15 protein-coding genes are annotated in these 17,614 nt (G+C 67.5%); 14 read left to right on the top strand and 1 reads right to left on the bottom strand.

The genetic code is table 11. The features are described 5' to 3' along the window. The first annotated feature begins 247 nt into the window (after positions 1 to 247). The 14 genes from FHY19_RS13265 (at position 248) to FHY19_RS13200 (ending at position 16,967) form a co-directional block, all read left to right on the top strand. A complete protein-coding gene (locus tag FHY19_RS13265) occupies positions 248 to 742 on the top strand; it encodes a lasso peptide biosynthesis B2 protein (RefSeq protein WP_259166580.1) in 495 nt (164 codons plus the stop codon). After that, positions 739 to 2,484, top strand: coding sequence for an ABC transporter ATP-binding protein (locus FHY19_RS13260; RefSeq protein WP_259166579.1), 1,746 nt, complete (start codon positions 739 to 741; stop codon positions 2,482 to 2,484). The genes FHY19_RS13265 and FHY19_RS13260 overlap by 4 nt, the downstream gene beginning before the upstream one ends. Further along, positions 2,481 to 3,716: a polysaccharide biosynthesis C-terminal domain-containing protein gene (locus tag FHY19_RS13255; protein WP_259159097.1), complete on the top strand. Its 1,236-nt coding sequence runs from the start codon at positions 2,481 to 2,483 to the stop codon at positions 3,714 to 3,716. Before FHY19_RS13260 ends, FHY19_RS13255 begins: the two co-directional genes overlap by 4 nt. Positions 3,717 to 3,805: 89 nt before the next feature. After that, the gene (locus tag FHY19_RS13250; protein WP_259166578.1) at positions 3,806 to 5,077 is read left to right on the top strand and encodes a hypothetical protein; all 1,272 of its coding nucleotides are present in this window, start codon (positions 3,806 to 3,808) and stop codon (positions 5,075 to 5,077) included. Next, entirely contained in the window at positions 5,074 to 6,027 is a 954-nt protein-coding gene (locus FHY19_RS13245) for an NAD(P)-dependent oxidoreductase (RefSeq protein ID WP_259159093.1), read from the top strand. The genes FHY19_RS13250 and FHY19_RS13245 overlap by 4 nt, the downstream gene beginning before the upstream one ends. A gap of 240 nt (positions 6,028 to 6,267) precedes the next feature. Then, entirely contained in the window at positions 6,268 to 7,005 is a 738-nt protein-coding gene (locus FHY19_RS13240) for a TylF/MycF family methyltransferase (RefSeq protein WP_259166943.1), read from the top strand. Further along, positions 7,002 to 8,348: a hypothetical protein gene (locus FHY19_RS13235; RefSeq protein WP_259166576.1), complete on the top strand. Its 1,347-nt coding sequence runs from the start codon at positions 7,002 to 7,004 to the stop codon at positions 8,346 to 8,348. The genes FHY19_RS13240 and FHY19_RS13235 overlap by 4 nt, the downstream gene beginning before the upstream one ends. A 52-nt stretch (positions 8,349 to 8,400) precedes the next feature. Next, the gene (gene asnB / locus FHY19_RS13230) at positions 8,401 to 10,242 is read left to right on the top strand and encodes an asparagine synthase (glutamine-hydrolyzing) (RefSeq protein WP_259159089.1); all 1,842 of its coding nucleotides are present in this window, start codon (positions 8,401 to 8,403) and stop codon (positions 10,240 to 10,242) included. Next, positions 10,235 to 11,257 carry a class I SAM-dependent methyltransferase gene (locus FHY19_RS13225; RefSeq protein WP_259166574.1) on the top strand — a complete coding sequence of 341 codons (1,023 nt, stop codon included), beginning with the start codon at positions 10,235 to 10,237 and terminating at the stop codon, positions 11,255 to 11,257. Before asnB ends, FHY19_RS13225 begins: the two co-directional genes overlap by 8 nt. Beyond that, positions 11,244 to 12,503: a hypothetical protein gene (locus tag FHY19_RS13220; RefSeq protein WP_259166573.1), complete on the top strand. Its 1,260-nt coding sequence runs from the start codon at positions 11,244 to 11,246 to the stop codon at positions 12,501 to 12,503. Before FHY19_RS13225 ends, FHY19_RS13220 begins: the two co-directional genes overlap by 14 nt. Next, positions 12,500 to 13,840 carry a hypothetical protein gene (locus FHY19_RS13215; protein WP_259166572.1) on the top strand — a complete coding sequence of 447 codons (1,341 nt, stop codon included), beginning with the start codon at positions 12,500 to 12,502 and terminating at the stop codon, positions 13,838 to 13,840. The genes FHY19_RS13220 and FHY19_RS13215 overlap by 4 nt, the downstream gene beginning before the upstream one ends. Before the next feature lie 3 nt (positions 13,841 to 13,843). Further along, complete coding sequence (locus tag FHY19_RS13210) at positions 13,844 to 14,923, top strand: glycosyltransferase family 4 protein (protein ID WP_259166570.1); 1,080 nt, start codon at positions 13,844 to 13,846, stop codon at positions 14,921 to 14,923. 38 nt (positions 14,924 to 14,961) lie between these two features. Beyond that, complete coding sequence (locus FHY19_RS13205; RefSeq protein ID WP_259166568.1) at positions 14,962 to 15,702, top strand: WecB/TagA/CpsF family glycosyltransferase; 741 nt, start codon at positions 14,962 to 14,964, stop codon at positions 15,700 to 15,702. Then, entirely contained in the window at positions 15,699 to 16,967 is a 1,269-nt protein-coding gene (locus FHY19_RS13200; protein WP_259166566.1) for an O-antigen ligase family protein, read from the top strand. The genes FHY19_RS13205 and FHY19_RS13200 overlap by 4 nt, the downstream gene beginning before the upstream one ends. On the opposite strand, the gene FHY19_RS13195 is transcribed toward FHY19_RS13200, so the two are convergent. Further along, positions 16,936 to 17,610: a class I SAM-dependent methyltransferase gene (locus FHY19_RS13195; RefSeq protein WP_259166565.1), complete on the bottom strand. Its 675-nt coding sequence runs from the start codon at positions 17,608 to 17,610 to the stop codon at positions 16,936 to 16,938. The genes FHY19_RS13200 and FHY19_RS13195 overlap by 32 nt on opposite strands. Positions 17,611 to 17,614: the final 4 nt, after the last annotated feature.

Below are 17,614 nucleotides of genomic sequence, written 5' to 3'. Positions count from 1 at the left end.
GCACGCCAGCGCGCGCGTTTGCTAGGCTAGCAGCCACCGGCCACGGCAAGCCGTTCCGGGTTTGCGTGCCGGCATGGGCTTGATCGCGCAGGCCGCCCCTCCTCCGACAGCGTGTCTCTGCCATGCTCCTTCTGCGGTGGGTCCTGCACGTGCGACAGCGGACAACCTCATGTTCCAGCGCCAGTACGCGGTGCAACCGCCAGGCATTACCGCAGCGGCCCGCCAGCTGTAGAGAGGACGGCTGGCGGTGAGTGTTTCCCGTGCTGTCGCCGGCGTGCGCCACAGGCTGCTTGCGTTCGCCCGCCTGCCTCGTTTCGAGCGCCTGCTGCTGGTGCCGACCTGGCTGCTGCTGGGCGCGGCACGTGGCGCCGTGCGGTGGATCGGCTTCCGCCACCTGGCCCGCTGGGTGGGCCACCAGATGGCGGTACCGCCGGCCCTGCCGCGCCTGGACGAGCGCGCGCAACGTCGCGCCCTGCAGATCGGCCGGACGGTGAGACTGGCTGCTCGCCATACGCCCTGGCGATCCAACTGCCTGGCGCAAGCGCTGGCTTCGCATTGCCTGCTGAACGTGTTCCGGGTCTCTCATGTGCTCTGCCTGGGAGTCGCGCGCTGTGCAGACGGGACGGCGCTGCAAGCGCATGCCTGGGTCGTCGCCGGCAGCCAGCACGTGACCGGCGGGCACGGCACCGACCGCTTCGCCCGCGTAGGTTGCTTCGTGCCATATGCATGGCGGTCCCAATGACGGTCTTCCGCTTCCTCGCCGGCGTATTGCGTCTGGCACCGCGCGACCAGCGCATCGGGCTGTTGATGCTGATGGTGCTGGCCGCTGCGACGGAGGGCATCGGTGTGCTGTTGCTGGTGCCCTTGCTGAGTTCACTGCAGGGCGACGCCGCCGCCACGGGAGTGGCGCACCAGCTGTTGCGCCTGCTCGCGGCGCTTGGTGTCCGGGCAAGCTCGCCGATTCCGTTGCTGCTTCTGTTCTGTCTGGCACTGCTGCTGCGCAGCGCGATCCAGTTCGGCCGCGAACAGCTCGCGGCACGGCTGCAGCAAGACGTCGGCAAGCGGCTGCGCATCAGCAGTTTCGCTGCCCTGCTCGGTGCGCAATGGCGTTGGTTGGCGGGTCAGCGCACTGGGGACCACGCCAGTCTCATCCTGAGTGATGTGGGGCGCGCCGAAGTCGGGTTGGGACACGGTCTTGCGATGGTCTCCACGGCGATCACCGCCGCGCTCTATCTGCTGGCCGCCTTCGCGCTGTCCTGGGTGCTGGCGCTGGTCGCCACGCTGAGCGGGATTGCGTTGCTGTTGTTGGTAGGCAGCCAGCGTCGCGAGGTGGCGCTGCTTGGACGCCAGTTGACGCAGGCACACCAGGGCTTGCACGCGGGCCTGCACGACCGTCTGTCCGGTCTGCGCTTGGCCAAGATCCTGGGTGCCGAAACAACATATCTGGCGGCATTCGAACGCACGGCCCGGACCATGCGCGACCAGCAGCTGCGGTTTGCACGGGGTTTGAGCGTGTCCAAAGCCTGGCTACAGAGCGCCGGTGCGATCCTGCTGGCGTTTTTTACCTACCTCGGCCTGCAGTTCCTGCACATGGCGATGGCCGAGCTGCTCGTCCTGGTGGCGATCTTCGCTCGCCTGGTCCCGCTGTTGACGACAGTGCAGCAACAACGCCAGTACTGCCTGCATGCGGCGGCGGCGTTCGCCGAAATCGAACGCCGGCTACGGGAAAGCAGGGAGTGGGCCGAGCCGTCGCTGCCTGACGTCGCGCCACCGATCCACCTGACCACGTCGCTCGCGCTGTCCGCGGTACGGGTCCAGTACGCCGGGCGCAGCACGCCCGCGCTGCATGATCTTTCGCTGCGGCTGCCGGCGCGAACCACCACCGCCGTGGTCGGCGCCTCCGGTGCCGGCAAGAGCACGCTGGCCGACGTCCTGAGCGGCTTGCTGAGCCCGGATGGGGGCACGCTGGAGATCGATGGTGTGGTGCTGGATGCGGCCGCCCGGCGCAGTTGGCGCCGCTCGGTGGCCTACGTGTCGCAGGACGCGTTCCTGCTCAACGACAGCGTGCGCAACAACCTGTTGATGGTTTGCCCGCATGCCAGTGAGGCGGCCTTATATGCGGCCTTGGAGCAGGCCGCCGCCCAGTTTGTACATGCGCTGCCGCAGGGCTGGGACACCCCGGTCGGCGATGGCGGCATGCCGTTGTCCGGGGGCGAACGCCAGCGGCTGGCTCTGGCCAGGGCGCTGTTGCAACGTCCGGCGTTGTTGATCCTGGACGAAGCCACCAGCGCGCTGGACCACGAGAACGAGACACGCATCCGCAGCGCCATCCAGTGCCTGCGTGGGGACATAACCGTGCTGCTCATCGGCCATCGGCTGGCGTTGCTGGAACAGGCCGATACCGTGCTGGTCCTGGACCAGGGGCGGCTGGTGGCGCAGGGCCCATGGCAGGTGGTGGCGCCGGTCTGGATCGGCGCACGGTGAAACCGCGTCTGCCGCCTGCCTGGCGCAGCCTGGTGCGTGGATTGTCGGCGCAGTGGGTGTCGATCCTGTTCACCGCCGCCGTCTCGCTGGCGCTGTCGGTGTGGCTGGCGCGTGGCATGGGTCCGGCCGGCTTCGGCCGCTACGCCTACCTGCTCAATCTGGCGACCTTGCTGGCGCTGCTGCAGGATGCCGGCATGCGTACCCTGGTGCTGCGCGAAGGGGTTGCGGCCGGTATCCCCGCGCCGATGGCGCGCGCGCTGCCTGGGCTGGCACGCGGGCACTTGCTGTGGTCCACGCTGTTGCTGGCCGCCGCCAGCCTGGCAGCGCGCCACGCCGGCGGCGATCCCGCACTGGTCTGGGCGGTGCTGTGCTTCGGTGCGGTGACGCTGACCCAGTTGGTCTCCGCCCAGTTGAAGGCGGCGGGCCGCTGGCAACGCGACGCCAGCTGGCTGGCGGGTGCGCGTGCGCTCAGCGCGGTGCTGGTGGTGATGACGGTCCTGTTGCTTGGTCACGACCCCGGCGTGGTCTTCGCTGCCTGGGGATGCGGTCTGGTGCTGGCCTATCTCTTGTTGGGGCGAGGCCTGCGGGATCGACCGCAGTGGCGGCCGCAGCCGCTGGCGTACCGCGCGGCGGCCGGCTTCTTCTGGATCGATGCGGCCACCGGCCTGTACCGCCGCAGCGACGTGGTGATCTTGCAACACATGGTGCCTGCGGCGGAGCTTGGGCAGTACGCCGCGGCGTACCGCGTGTTCGATGGCGTGCTGTTACTGGCGATGCCGGTTGCCTTGTTGCTGTTCCGCCAGTTGCGGCTGGAACGCACGCAGGCCACGCGTGCGCGCCGTCTGGAGGATCGCGCGCTGTGGCTGGCCGGTGCGGCAGGGCTGGCGCTGGCAGCGGCCGGTGCCTGGCTCGGTACCTGGTTGATGGAGTTATTGTACGGAGCGGCGTATCGCGTGGTGGCCGGGCAATTGCTCGGCTGGCTGTTTGCTGCGTTCGTGTTCGTCCTGCCGAACTATGTGCTGACCCAGGCCGCCATCGCCAGCGACCGGCAGCGTTGGTACGTGCTCGGCGCCGGTCTGGCGGCGGTGGTCAACATCGCACTGAACCTGCTGCTTACCCGTCAGTACGGTGTGCACGGGGCAGCCATCGCCGTGATCGCCACCGAAGCGACGCTGACCGCCACGTTATGGTGCGGGTTGCGCGTTGCAGGGCGCGGCCGCGCCCACGCGTAGGTGCGTTGCCGCCGTTGCAATCGCTGTGGCACAGTGCTGCCGGTGCGGCGTGGCGCTCCCATGTCTCCTTGAACAACAGCGAAGACCCAATGCCGGGAATAGATGAGATCCCTGAACGCCGCGATGAGGTCTCCCTGGGCGATCTGCTGCTGGAGGTACTGCGCTTCTACCGAGAGTTTGGCCGCCTGCTGATCCCGGTGGCATTGCTGTTCGGCCTGTTGGCCGGCGCGCTTGTCGCCATGCGGCCCTTGCATGCGCTCACCGCGTTGCTGGAAACACCGCAGATGACGCTGGAGCAATGGCGCAAGCTGCAGCCCATGCTTGCCGACCGCCAGCTGGTAGCGGCGTCTCTCGCGGGCATGACCGATCTACCGGCCGAGCAGCGCGAACGTCTGCAACGCGCGTTCGTGCGCAGGACTTACTGGGATACGCGCGTGACCTACCGCAGTGCGGTCGAACGCGACGACATCCGCCAACAGGTCAACATCGATGCCAAGAGCGTCGGCGCGCTGGGCTTGGAGGTGTCGCTGTACGCACGCGACGATGCAGCCGCGAACCAGCAGCTGGACGCCATTGCGCAGCATGTGCGCCAGGTCGTGTTGTGGGTCGGGCTACGCGATTATCTGGACAGCCTGCGTCAGCAGGCGCTCGAACAACGCCCGCAACTACAGATCGACCAGGTTCAGCAGCGCTTCGCGATCGAACAGAACGAGCGACAGGCCGCCGACATGCAGCAGTTGCTGGAGCGTTATCCGGAACTGCGGCGCAACGAAGTGAACACGGTCGTGTCGGTCGGCGATGGCGGCGGACGCTACCTTTCGCCGCTGGCGCAGATTGTCGCATTGCAGTCCACCATCGCCGAGACGCGTACCAAGTTGCGTCAGGTAGAGCGCGAACTGGAACAGCTGGATGGCAAGCAGCGCTTCCTGACGCGGGTGGACCAGCGCGCGCAGGCGCTGCATCTGGGCCGCGCACTGGCAGATTGGGTACAGAGCTGCCGAGCGGCCGTGTTCGGGACCGGCACTCCGTCCGGCTCGTCGCTGTCGCAGGTCGCCAGCGAAATCGACCTGGCGCTGTCGCAACAGCGCTGGCGCGCGCAACTGGTGCGCTACCGCGCCATCCCCGCGTTGTCGCCGGCGCCGATACCTTCCCGCCAGCCGGTGCTGGTCGGGCTGGCGGTGTTCCTGGGAGTGCTGGTGCTCTCATCCATGGCGCTGTCGGTCTACGTGATTGCGCGTCGCCACGGCGACCGTCACGCGCCATGGTCAGCGCATGACGATCCGTTATTCGCCTGGTTGCCGCAACGCGCGCGGCGCAGCTTGCTCGGGCGTGCAGGTGCACGCACGCAGGGGCCTGGATGAAGCGGGTGCTGGTCACCGGCGCAGCCGGGATGATCGGGCGACGCGTGGCGGGCGCGTTGCTGCAGCGTGGCGATGCGGTGGCGGGGTTGGACGATCTGTCCAGCGGCATGCCGTTTCCGGAAGATCTGCATGCGGCGATCGTCGCCGACGTGGGCCAACGCGAGACGGTCGCTGCCGCACTGCGTGAGTTCCGTGCCGATGCGCTGGTCCATCTGGCTGCCATGCATCACATCCCTACCTGCGAGACGCAACGCATGCGCTGCCTGCAGGCGAACGTCGTTGGCACCGAAAGCGTGCTGCACGCCGCCAGCGACGCGGCCGTGCGACACGTGGTGATCGCCTCCAGCGGTGCGGTCTACGCCTGGGGCGAGGGCGCGCTGGACGAACACGACAGCGCGACCGAAGCGCGCGACAACTACGCGCTGTCCAAGCTCTGCAACGAAACGCAATTGCGGCTGTGGTGCACTGCCGACACTGGCCGACGCGGGCGCGCCGCACGTCTGTTCAACACGATTGCCCACGACGATCCCAACGCGCATCTGATACCGGACGTGCTGGCGCAACTGGCCGCCGATCCGGCAGAAACGCCACGGCTGCAGCTGGGCAACCTGCAGCCGTGCCGGGACTACATCCATGCAGACGACGCCGCGGCAGGACTGATCGCGCTGCTTGACGACGCGCGGCCGGACCCGGCCTTCGATGTATTCAATCTATGTTCCGGGGTGGAGCATTCGGTCGCCGAACTGGTGGAGCAGATCGGTGCGCTGCTTGGGCGATCACCGCGCCTGGAGGTGGACCCACAACGTCAGCGGCGAATCGACCGTCTTCACCAGCTGGGCGATCCGGGCAAGGCGGCCCGCGTGCTGGGGTGGCGCGCACGCTGGAACCTGCGCCAGGCATTGCAGCGCGTGTTGGCGGCGACCGACGCGGCCGCCGGACAACACGTGTGAGCCTGCTCAACGCGGTCATGCTGTCTGCCGCCGATCTGCCCGCGATGCCTGTTGCGTACTTGATCAAAGACGAGGTTTGCAGAGGAACCGAGCCGCGCCACGTCCGGCATCTGGCGCTGGCCAGACGCGATCCACCGTCTCCATGGTGAGCATAACGGTGACCATTGCGTTGCCGCACGCCCAGCCCGGATACTCCTATCGCATGGTTCCCCCGTTCCTGCGAAGGTGTCTGGCTTGTCTGTGACGACCATCGAACGCCTCAAGTTCGCCTACCATCGGTTGCGTGGGGGCGCGAACCTGCATCGCAACGATGCACTCGGCGCACTGTTTCGTGCATGGGCTTACGTGCATGCGACCCAGCTGGCAGGCGACTACTACGAATTTGGCGTGTATCGCGGTAACAGTCTCGCCCACGCGTGGTTGAGCTATCGCCATCATCGGCGCCATCTGGAGCACAGCGCGCGGCTGCCTTACCGCAGGCAGGGAACGGTGTCTGCGTTTCTGGCGCAGCGCCCACGCTTCTACGGCTTCGACACGTTTGCCGGGATGCCGGCAAATCTGGAAGGCGAAGACAGCCTGGCTGCCGGCAGCTTTGTTGCCACGCAGGCACAGGCGCAAGCGCGCTGTGCGGCGGTCGGTCTGAAGGCGCCGGATCTGCAACTGGTACCTGGATTGTTCGCCGACAATGCGCACGCCATCGGCCACACGCATGCGGCGATCGTGCATGTGGATTGCGATCTCTACAGCTCGGCACACGACGCCCTGACCCTGATCGCACCGCGTCTGGTGCAGGGCAGCGTCATGCTGTGCGACGACTACGATCTATTTCGCGCCGACCACCAACAGGGCGAGCGCCGGGCGCTGCAGGAGTGCGCCGCTCGCTTCGGCATCGCGTTCGAACCCTGGTTCGCCTATGGCGCCGCCTCGCGTGCCTTTCTGTGCCATGTCCCGACGCTTGCACCTGCCCCGCAGCCATGACCGCCGCGCAGCGCATGCGCGCGGGATTCGTTGCCGGCGCGACGCTGTACGCGCTGGGTCAGGGCTGCGCCCTGTTGTTCCAGTGGCTGTTGCTGCGCCGGTTCGGCCTGCAGAGCTACGGCGAGGTGGGACTGGCACACCTTGGCCTGCTCACCCTGCTGTTCCTGGCCGATCTGGGCTACGCCTCGCTGTTCCTGCGCGAGGACCCCGACGCCGCGGGCTGGAACGAACGCTGGCGCCAGGCACTCTGGCACCGCCTGCTCGCCACCGTGCTGCTGGACCTGCTGTGGATCGCCGGTGCCTGGTGGCGGAGCCGCGGACAGGGCGAGGGGTTTCACTATCTGCTGGCGGCGCTTCCGGCGACGGTGTTCGGGCTGGTGGGCTATTCGGCACCGCTGCTTGCACAAGGGCGGCGGCTGGCGGGATTCATGGTGCAGCAGGTGGCGATGCCGGCGACGATCCTCGTCTGGCTGGCGTTGCAACGGCTGCCAGGCTGGAACGGCGGTTTCGGCGCCGGAGTGGCGGTCAGCCTGGGGTATCTGCTGCAGGCCTTGGTCAACATTGCCGTGTTCGGTGCATCGCTGCCGTTGCTGTGGCCGCGCTGCGGTGGCGGTCGGCGCATGCTGCGCCCGGCGCTGCAGTTGTCGTTGCTGAGCATCGCCGGCACCTTGCACGATCGATTGACGCCGTTCCTGCTGGCGTCGGTCGCGCCGGCATTCCTGCCTGTGTATTTGTTTCTGAACTATCTGCTCAATGGGGCAAGCGGTGTGTTCAACCAGTTCAATCGCCTGTTGGTGGCCGAAGCGCGCGGCCCGGCCGGAGAGCGTTGGGCCGGCACGCTGGTTTCCTTGGTGCTTGGCGCAGCCGCCGTGGGTGCGTTGGTGCTGCTGTTGGCAGCCGCCGCCTGGGGCAGTGCCGAGCAACGCGCATGGCTGCCATGGGTCACCCCGGTACTGGCCGCAGGCGCGACCACATTGCTCGGCAGCGTGCTGTCGGCCCTGTTGATCGGACGCCATCGCGAGGCGACGCTGGTTCCGTTGTTGTTGGTTGGCGTGTGCTGCAGCGCGCTTGTGCAGATCGCGGCGGCAGCGGCGCATGCGCCGCAATGGCTGCTATGGCTGCGATTCCTGTGCGTGCTCGCCATCGCGGCGGCGAGCCTGCACCTGTGCGGATTACGCTTGAACGCCGGCGGCTATGCGGCGCTGCTGTCGGCAGTGCTGGCGGTCTCGCTCGGTGGCAGTCCGGTGGCCATGACACTGGCGGCGCTGCTGCTGGTGCCGGTGGCGTGGATGGTGTGGCGATGTCGCAGCCTGCTGCACACCACCTTGCCGGCGCGCGCGTAATGCCCGCTTGCACCTTGATTGAGATGTCCAGCCACCAGAATCGGAGGCCACCATGTGCGGCATAGTCGCGCTGCGTAGCTTCGTGGCGGAAACGCCGCTGCAGGCACGCGCCGAACGCGCGCTGGATGCCTTGTCCCGCCGCGGTCCGGACGCGCAGGGTCTGCTGTGCCTGGAGCAGCCGGTGCCCACTGCGTTGGGCCACCGTCGCCTGGCGATCCTGGACCTGACCGACGCCGCCACCCAGCCGATGCGCTGCACCGAGACCGGCAACACGGTGGTCTTCAATGGCGAGATCTACAACTTCCTCGAGTTGCGCCGCGAACTGGAGGCGTTGGGTCACCGATTCCGCACCGACAGCGACACCGAGGTGATCCTGCACGGCTGGCGCGCCTGGGGCGAGGACCTGTTTCCACGTTGCAACGGCATGTGGGCGCTGGTGCTGCTGGACCAGGCAAGCGGCGACCTGATCTATTGCCGCGACCGGATGGGTGTCAAACCCTTGTATCTGCACCACGACGGCCGGCAGTTGGTGCTGGCCAGCGAGATTCGCGCCATCGCTGCCTGCCTGGGGGGCTACCCGCCACCCAATCCCGCGGCGGTGTTCGATTTTCTAGTCACCGGCCTGTCCGACCACACCGGCGAGACCTTCTACGCGGGCATCCGCGCCGTCCCGCCCGGCTGGCTGTACCGGGTGTCGCCGGCTGGTCACAGCCGGCGCACGCCGTACCACCAGTGGCCACTGCCCGGTACAGTTGCACCGCTGGATGCCGCAGCCACCAGTGCGCTGCTCGAAGACGCCACCCGCCTGCGGCTGCGCTCGGATGCTCCCACCGTGTCGCTGCTGTCGGGCGGATTGGACAGCTCGATCCTGACCACTCTCAGCGTGCAGGCCGGTGCGCTGCCACGCACCTGTTTCGCCGGCGCCTTCACCTATGGCTACCACGACACCGAACAGGCCGGCTTCGACGAAACCGACGCGGCCGCTGACTTGATGCGCAGCCTCGGGCAGAGCGAGCGTCACTTCCTTCATCGCGTCCACGCGATTCCCGACGAGGAGGAATTGCTGGCACTGGTGGAGGCACAGGAAGAGCCGTTCTGTACGCCGTCGATACTGGCGAGTTTCCGCATGTATCGCGCCATCCGCGCCGCCGGTTACAAGGTGGTGCTCAATGGCGAAGGCGCCGATGAGCTGTTCGGTGGATACGTGCGCCTTTACCTGGCCCTGAGCGCACGCAGTGCACTGCATCAGGCACGGCTGCCGACCGCCATCGGGCTGCTATCCACCGGTGCAGTGGACCCGCGCCTGCTGCTCAATCGTCTTGCATGGGATCTGCCGGTCGGCCCGCTGGGCGCACTGCTGCGCCGGCATCGGCCGAGCGTGGCCTGCATGTCCTCGGCGTTGTGGCACGACCAGGCGGCCCGGTTGCGACTGCTGCAGGTTGATCGGCGGGCGGACGTCCAGACGCGCCTGCGCAGCGACGTGCTGTCGACCAACCTGCCGATGGTGTTGCGCATGACCGACCGCAACAGCATGTCCGCCGGCGTGGAGGTGCGTGCGCCGTTCCTGGACTACCGCGTTGTCGAACGCGCGTTGTCGACGCCGGCGCAGCAGCGCATGGGCGACTACCATGGCAAGGCGATGCTGCGACACGCGTTCGCCGATCGCCTGCCGGCGCGCGTGACCACGCAGCGCAAGAGCACCGGCTTCGGGCATGCCGAGCAATTCCTGGTCGACCGCATGCCGTTGCAGCAGGCACTGGCAACGCTGCCGGCAGGGGTGAACGCGCTGCTGGATGTGGCGCGGCTCCGCAGGGAGCTTGCCAGCGGCCGGTCCCACAGCACGCTGTGGTTCGCAGTCTCGGTCGCACTGTGGTATCGGAGCGTGTATGCGTAGCGCGCTGGCGACATCGCAGGAACCCTGGACGCCCGATCATGGGCATTGCCGCTGTTGTGGCGGTACGCAGGCGCAACGCACCATCTGGGCAGAGGTCTATGTCGGAACAGGCCAGGAACTGCGCCGCTGCGGCGCGTGTGCAGCGGTGTATCTGGCACCGGACCTCACCGAGGCGGCGCTGCAGCATTTCTATGTCCACGACTATCGCCGGCTGTTTCCCGCAGAAATCCCCTGGGGTAGCCAAGCACGTTTCTTCGCCTGGCGCGGCGATCGCTGGATCGCGCGCAGCCGGCTGCAGCGGATCGCGCCCGCGCTTGCGCCGGCAGCCAGGGTGCTGGAGGTCGGCTCCGGCTTCGGTGCCTTCCTCGGTGCCGCTGCCGCCCTGCGTCCGGACCTGCACCTGTCCGCCTGCGAGCCGGATGCTGCGCATCGCGACGGATTGCTCGACGGCGCCGCGGTGACGTTCCTGCCCGCACTGGACGCAATTGCCGATGGTCAATTCGACGCGGTTGTCGCCTTCCATGTGCTTGAGCACCTGACCGACCCGCGCGCGTTTCTGGCGGCATTGGAGCGCATCTTGGTTCCCGAGGGACAGGCCTGGATCGAAGTCCCGGACCTGATGAGCGGATGGCGCTCGCGCAACTACGTCCACCCAGCCCACCTGAGCTATTTTTCGGTGCCATTGCTGCGGCGCCTGGTCGAGGCGGCAGGCCTGGAGGTCGTGTCCTGCGGCCCGTATTCCGATCGCGGTGTCCTGGCCGGCAACATCTGGCTACAGCTGCGGCAACCCGCACAGCGGCGCAGCGCAGCGCCATTGGCGATGGCGGACGCGCACGAAATTGCCACGGTCGATGCACGCCTGGACCAGGTGGGATGGAGCAGGCGGGATCGACTGCAGCGGCGGCTCAAGCACGGCCTGATGCGCGTGCTCGGCAGAGGGCTGTTCGGTGAGCTGCAGCGCTGGCGCGGATACCGACAGCTTCGCAAGGAACAGGCAAACGATGCGCTTCGCTGAGTTCCAGCAGGCCGTGCATGCCCAGTTTGGCGCAGAGGCCGCCTCGGTGCGGCATGAAATCTACTTCCTGGCCCGTCGCCGTCGCGGCGCGTGGCTGCGGGCCGCGCTGGCCGTGCTGCGCGATGTCTGGCTGTGTCTGCGGCTGCCGCACGATGCGCCAGCGCTGTCCGCCTGGACAGCGCTGGCAACACTGCCGGGCAGCAATGGCTGGGGGGCGCTGGCTCCCTATCTGGCCGATCTGCACCAGCAGGGTGCTGAGTGCACGGTGCTGATCCATCCCCGGTTACGGGGCAGCGTCGATGGTCAGCTGCCTGCACGACCGACCTGGGCCAGCTGGCAATCGGCGCTGCGCGCGCTGGGCCTGCCCCGCCAGACGACCGAACCGGCAGTGGCCCCGCTCTGGATCGTGCGCGCCTGCGTGTTCCGGCAGCGCCTCTGGCATGGTGCCTGGCAACGTACGCTTCGCGCGCCATCCAGCGGAGCCACGCTGCTGCTGCACAACGATTTCGACATGTACGCGGCCGCGGCATTGCAGGCCGCCGGGGACGGCTGGCGTAGCGTTTGTGTCCAGCATGGCCTGCCGACCGACGAATTCTTCCCGGTCCAGGCTCGGCATCATCTGCTCTGGGGACCCAGCAGCGCGCAGGTCTACGGTAGGCATGGCGTCGCTCCGGCGGCCATCGGCTTCGGGCCGGCGGTTGCACTGACCGATCTCGATACCGGCACGGCGCCGACAACGCTGTATCTGATGTCGCAAAGCCACACGCCAATCTACGGGCCTACCCTGGCCGCGCAGCTGCTGGCCCTGGCACGCGCTCTGCTGCCGCTGGAGGCCGGCGGCGTGGCCGTGCGGATCCTGCTGCACCCGGAGGAAGTGCGCGGCACGCATCCCTATGCAGACCAGCCACTGCGCCAGCGCTGCCAACGCCCGCCACACGCGGTCCTGCAACCCGGTGGGCCTCCGGCGCTGGTGGTGGGTTTCTGCTCGACCGCGTTGCTGCAAGCCGCCTGCCGCGGCCACTATGTGATCGGCATGGCCTGGCCCGCGTCCGCCTCCCATGATGCGTTGGCGGTCGGGCGGCCGCTGCAACAGGTCGCCGATGCCGACGCGCTGTTCGCGTTGGTCGGTGCGCTGCGCAGCGATGCAAGTGCGCGGGTGCGATTCGCCGCGCAGCAAAGGCACTGGCTGCAGCAGACCTTCGTCGCCGATGCCCGATGGCCGCAACGCCTGGAAGCGGCATCGTGAAGCGCGCGTACCTGCTGCTGGCCGTGCTGTTATGGGTCCACCTGGGGGATCTGCTGGTCGCGTGGCTTTACCATGGCGGCGCGCTGCCGGCTGCCGCCATGCTGCGGCCGTTGCGGGATGGCACGCTCATCGTGCTGGCCGGCATTGCGCTGGTGACGGTGCGCATGCCACGTGTGTTGCTGGCAATGATCCTGATGTTCGGGCTGATCGCGCTCGCCTATGCACCGGTCGGGTACGCGCACGGATTGCCGCTCGGCATCGTCATCGGTTCGCTTGGAACGCTCCTGCTACCGATGCTGCTGGTGCTCGCCGGCTATTGGTGCATGCCGCATCGGGCGGACTTCAGACAAGCTGCCCGCTGGTTGGTGTGGTTGGGCATCGTCAGCGCCTTGTTCGGCATATGGGACCTGGCACACACCGATTTCTGGGTGCATACGGTGCGGCTGCCGGACTACCTGGCGCAGGTGAAAGGCGTGCTTCCCAAGGACACCGATCCGGACACCCGGCTGCCATGGAACTTCTTTGGCGGCGAGGATTACTCCCGCCGGGCCGGCGGGCTGGTGGCCGCCCCCTTGGCGCAAGGCCAGTTCCTCGTCACTGCGGCACTGACCGCGTTGGGTCTTTGGCAGCGGCGCTGGCCGTGGCGCGCCCTGCTGGTGTGCCTGGCGTTGCTGGTGGGCGTGTGGATGTCGGGCACGCGCGGCGCCATGCTGGCTGGCATCGTGGGGGTGCTGGGCTATCTGGTCAGTTCCCGCGGACTGGTGCGGTCGGCGTGGGCACGGCTGCTGCTCGTAGGTGGCGTCGCGCTGATGCTGGCTGCAGCGTCCTACGGCATCGTGGTCACCGCCGTGAACTTTCGCGACGGCTCCACCATCGGCCATTGGTGGGCGCTGCAGCGCAATCTGGCCGATCTGCACCAGGTCGTGTTCTGGGGCGGTGGGCTTGGCCGGCAGGGTGCGGTGGCCGCACGCCAGGCGCTGACCGACCTGGGCGGCGGCGAAGGTGCCGTGTTCACCATCGCGTATCAGATGGGGCTACCCGCAGCGCTGTTGTTCCTGGCCTTTATCGGCTGGGGCCTGCAGGTGCTGTGGCGCGCCTATCGCCAACACGACGACCATCTGGCATTGGCGATGTTCTGGCTGCTGGGTGGCATGGCGACGACCTTGATCTCCTCCGACAACGCGATGACCGTGTCCGGCGCCGGGGGATTCTGGTTGCTGCTCGGTGGTGCCTTGCGTCACTGCCACTGCCTGCTTCCGTCCCGACAGCCGCTCAGGCGCACGCGCAGAGGCGATCCAACGCGGGCAGCGCCGGCCACCGGCATGGCCGCGGGCTAAGCGATGCGCATCCTGCACGTGTACAAGGATTTCGCCCCCCATGGCGGTGGAGGTGGGGTGGCGCGCCATATCCATGGGCTGGCGGTGATCCTGACCCAGGCCGGCCATACACTGCGGATCCTGGCACCGCTGACCGACAGCAGTGTCTCGCCGCAGGGCTACGCGGTGGTCCGCGCGACGGCATGGCAACTGTGGCACCACGTCGGCTGGGCCAATGTGGTGCACGTGCACGGTGCGCGCACCCCCATTGCCGCCGCCGCCGCCGCAGTGGCCCGGCTGCGCGGCAAGCGTCTGATCTACACCCCTCACTGCTATTACGACGACGATCCTGCGATGAGCAAGCGCGTGCGCAAGTGGTGCTGGGACCACCTCGTCGAGAAGCCGCTGCTGCAAAGCGCGCTACCGACCGTGCTGTTATCCGCCTATTGGCTGGACTATCTCTCGCGACGTCGATTGTCGCCCAGGCGGGCACTGCTGCTGCCCAATGCCGTGCTGGCCGCCGAGCAGTGCCTGCCCGCGACGGCGAGCCCGCCACTGCGCGGCACGCCTGCGCTGTTGTCGGTCGGCCGACTGGATGCGGTCAAACGGCTGCAGGATGCGATCGCAGCGCTCACCGAGCCGAACATGGACGCGGCAGTGCTGCACGTCGTGGGTCGCGGACCGGATCGGGCACGTCTGGAGGCCTGTGCGGTGGCGTTGGGTGTTTCCGCACGCGTGCACTTCTACGGCTTCGTCAGCGATGCCGAGGTGGCGACGATGGCGGCACTGGCCGATGTCTTCGTTCTGCCTTCGGCAGTGGAAGGCATGCCGACCGTATTGATCGAAATGCTGCTGCTCGGCTGCCCGGTGGTTGCCAGCGACATTCCCGGCAATCGCTCGATCCTTGCCCAGATCGGCCTGCAGGCGGCATTGCACCGGCTCGGCGACAGCGCTGCGCTGGCCGCATGCATCGACGTGCAGCGACAGCAGAGGATCGGGCCCGAACGTATGGCGCACGTCCAGGCGGACTTCACCTGGGAAGGCCTGCGAGCGCAGGTGCTGGCACTGTACGATGGGCAGGCCGCACAGGAACCCGCAACGTGACCAGACCACCTGCTCGCCTGTCCTTTTTCGGATGTCCGTTGGACCTCGTTCCCCCCACGCAGATCCTGCTGCGTGCGCAGCATGCCGCCGAAGGCGGCGCGCCGATCCGGGTGGAGGGCCTGAACGTGGCCAAGCTGATCGATGCGCGTGCCCAGTTGCCGTTGCGACAGGCATTGGAACAGGCCGAAGTGGTGCACATCGATGGCGCAGGCATCAGCCTGGGCTTGCACTGGTTCGGGGCGGACGTACCCTCGCGCCGGGCCGGTATCGATCTGATGCAGGACATGTGCAGTCAGGCTGCCAGCAGCGGCGACGGGGTCTATCTGCTCGGCGCCCGTCCGGCGGTGGTGGCCGCCGCCGCCGAGCGCCTGCGCACAGCGTGGCCCGGGCTGCATATTGCCGGCGTGCGCGATGGCTATTTCAGCGATGCCGAAGAACACTCGGTCGTCGCGGCGATCCGTCAGTCCGGTGCGCGCTATCTCTTCGTCGGCATCAGCTCGCCAAAGAAGGAGCTGTTCCTGGAAAAACACTGGCAGACGCTGGGTATCCCGGTGGCCATGGGGGTGGGCGGCTCGTTCGACGTGCTGTCGGGAATGTTGCCGCGGGCACCGCGACTGATGCAGCGTTTTGGCATGGAGTGGCTGTTTCGGCTCGCGCTGGAACCACGCCGCCTGGCCTGGCGCTATTTGCGCACCAATGGTGCGTATCTGTTGCTGTTGCTGCGCGCGCGTCTCAGCAGACGCTACCGCGCGCAGGCGCTGACGACCTGGAATACATGACAACGGGCGCGGCTGCGCCCCGGCCAGCGCAGACCGGGCTGGTGGCCATCTGCCTGGGCATCTATCTGCTGTTCTGTCTGCAGCAAGTCGTGGTGACCGGGCGCTACTTCGGGGTCGGTCTGTCGTTGGGATCGATGGCCATCCGCGGCGCCGCGCTCGGCCTGAGCGCATGGGCGCTGTGGCGGCATGGCGTTCCCGCATGCCTGCGCTGGCCACTGCTGTCGATCCTGCTGTGCATGGCCGCGCTGGCAGCGTCGGTCCTGGCATCGGACCACCCGGCATTGGCATTCAAGTATGCCGTGCGTTACGCCACCGCCTTGCTGTGGCTATGGGCATTGCTCAATCTGGCGGTGGCTTCGCCACGCTGGCCACGCGCGGCAACACTGGCTGCGTTGATTGCGGTATGGATCAATCTGGCGCTGGGCATGGCCGTGCGGCTGCAGTGGCCGCCAGCGCTGGAGTGGTCGCTGGCCTTCCATGCACAGGACAGCTTCAAGTACCTGCCGCGGGTATCAGGCATGTACGACCATCCGGCACTGCTGGCGGCAACCTCCGTCATCGTGGCGTTGCTGACGATCCAGCTGTACCAGCGCAACGAGGTCGGTCGCAAGGTGCTGGCTGCGGCAGTGATGGCTGCCGTCGCCGCGCTGGCATTGAGTGAGGTGCGCAACCCGTTGTTGCCGGTGGCCGCGTTGATCGCCTGGTGGGCGTGGTCGCGCCGCGGCGGGCCACGCCCTGTCCGACGCACGGCCTGGATCGCCTCGCTCGGCCTGCTGGCCGTTGCCGCCTTCGTCCTGCGCCAACGCTACGCGGAGATGACCAGTGCGGTGCACGAAAACACGCTGACCGCGCTCACGCTGGGACGCACCTATCTGTGGTCCGGCGCGTTCGAGGCATGGCGCAGCCATCCCTGGTTCGGGCTCGGTGCTGGCGTGTTCCAGTTTCTGGTACCCGATTACACCGGTGGCCGCTTCGATCGTGGCGAACTGCATGCGCACAACGGTCTGCTGGCGGTGCTGTCGGAAACCGGCCTATGCGGATTGCTGGCATGTCTGTGCCTGCTGTGGGCGCTCTGGGCACCGCTGCTACGCAATCCCGCCGAACGCGGCTGGGCGCTGATCTGGTTGTTGTTCCTGGCCGGCTTGAACGTGTTCGATTTCTATCTGTTGTTCTATCCCTTTTCCCTGCATGCGGCGTTGACCCTCGCCCTGCTGTACGCCCGCCACAGCGTGCTCAGCGACGCACCGCAATCCAGGACTTATTGAGGCCGTACCAGCGCTCGGCGACCAGCGCAGCGTCCGGGAACAGGCGCGCCATGTCGCGCCTGCGCAGCAGGCGGATATCGTCCACGAAACAACGCGCCTGCGCCCGCGTCTGCGGTCGATCGATGCGGCCCAGGGGAACCCGGTACAACAACTCTGCCTGCCAGGCGCGTGGCAGGAATTGAACGCCGGGCGCCAGATAATGCGGCTCGACCGGAAACCAGTAATTGGGCGTCTGCACATAGTACTGCGGGGCCACGCGACGGATTTCGTCTGCAAATGCGCGCGTGCGCGCGGCATCGCCCACGTGCTCGATCACCGAATTGGAGTGAGCGATGTCGAACGCGTTGTCGGCGAACGCCAACGCACAGCCGTCGCCCTGCTGCGCACGCAGAAACGGGCGCGCGGTGGGCTGCGCGGAGTTGTCGAGATTGACCACGGTCACTTCGCAGGCGTGTTCGGCGAAGAAGGCATCCGGCACGTGCGCCCAGTAGGCGAGCGTGCCGCCAACGTCGATCACCCGGCAATGGCCTTGGCGCCGATGGCAGGCGCGTACCATTTCCAGGAACACGCGCAAGCGCCGTGCACGCAGACGCGCACTGAGCGAATTGGCGTCGTTGTAATCGGCTTGCGCAGTCAGTGCCATCGAT

This window comes from Xanthomonas sp. 4461 (assembly GCF_024806475.1).
In the GTDB taxonomy this organism is placed as follows: domain Bacteria; phylum Pseudomonadota; class Gammaproteobacteria; order Xanthomonadales; family Xanthomonadaceae; genus Xanthomonas; species Xanthomonas arboricola_F.
This window is presented reverse-complemented; position numbering and strand designations above follow the sequence as displayed.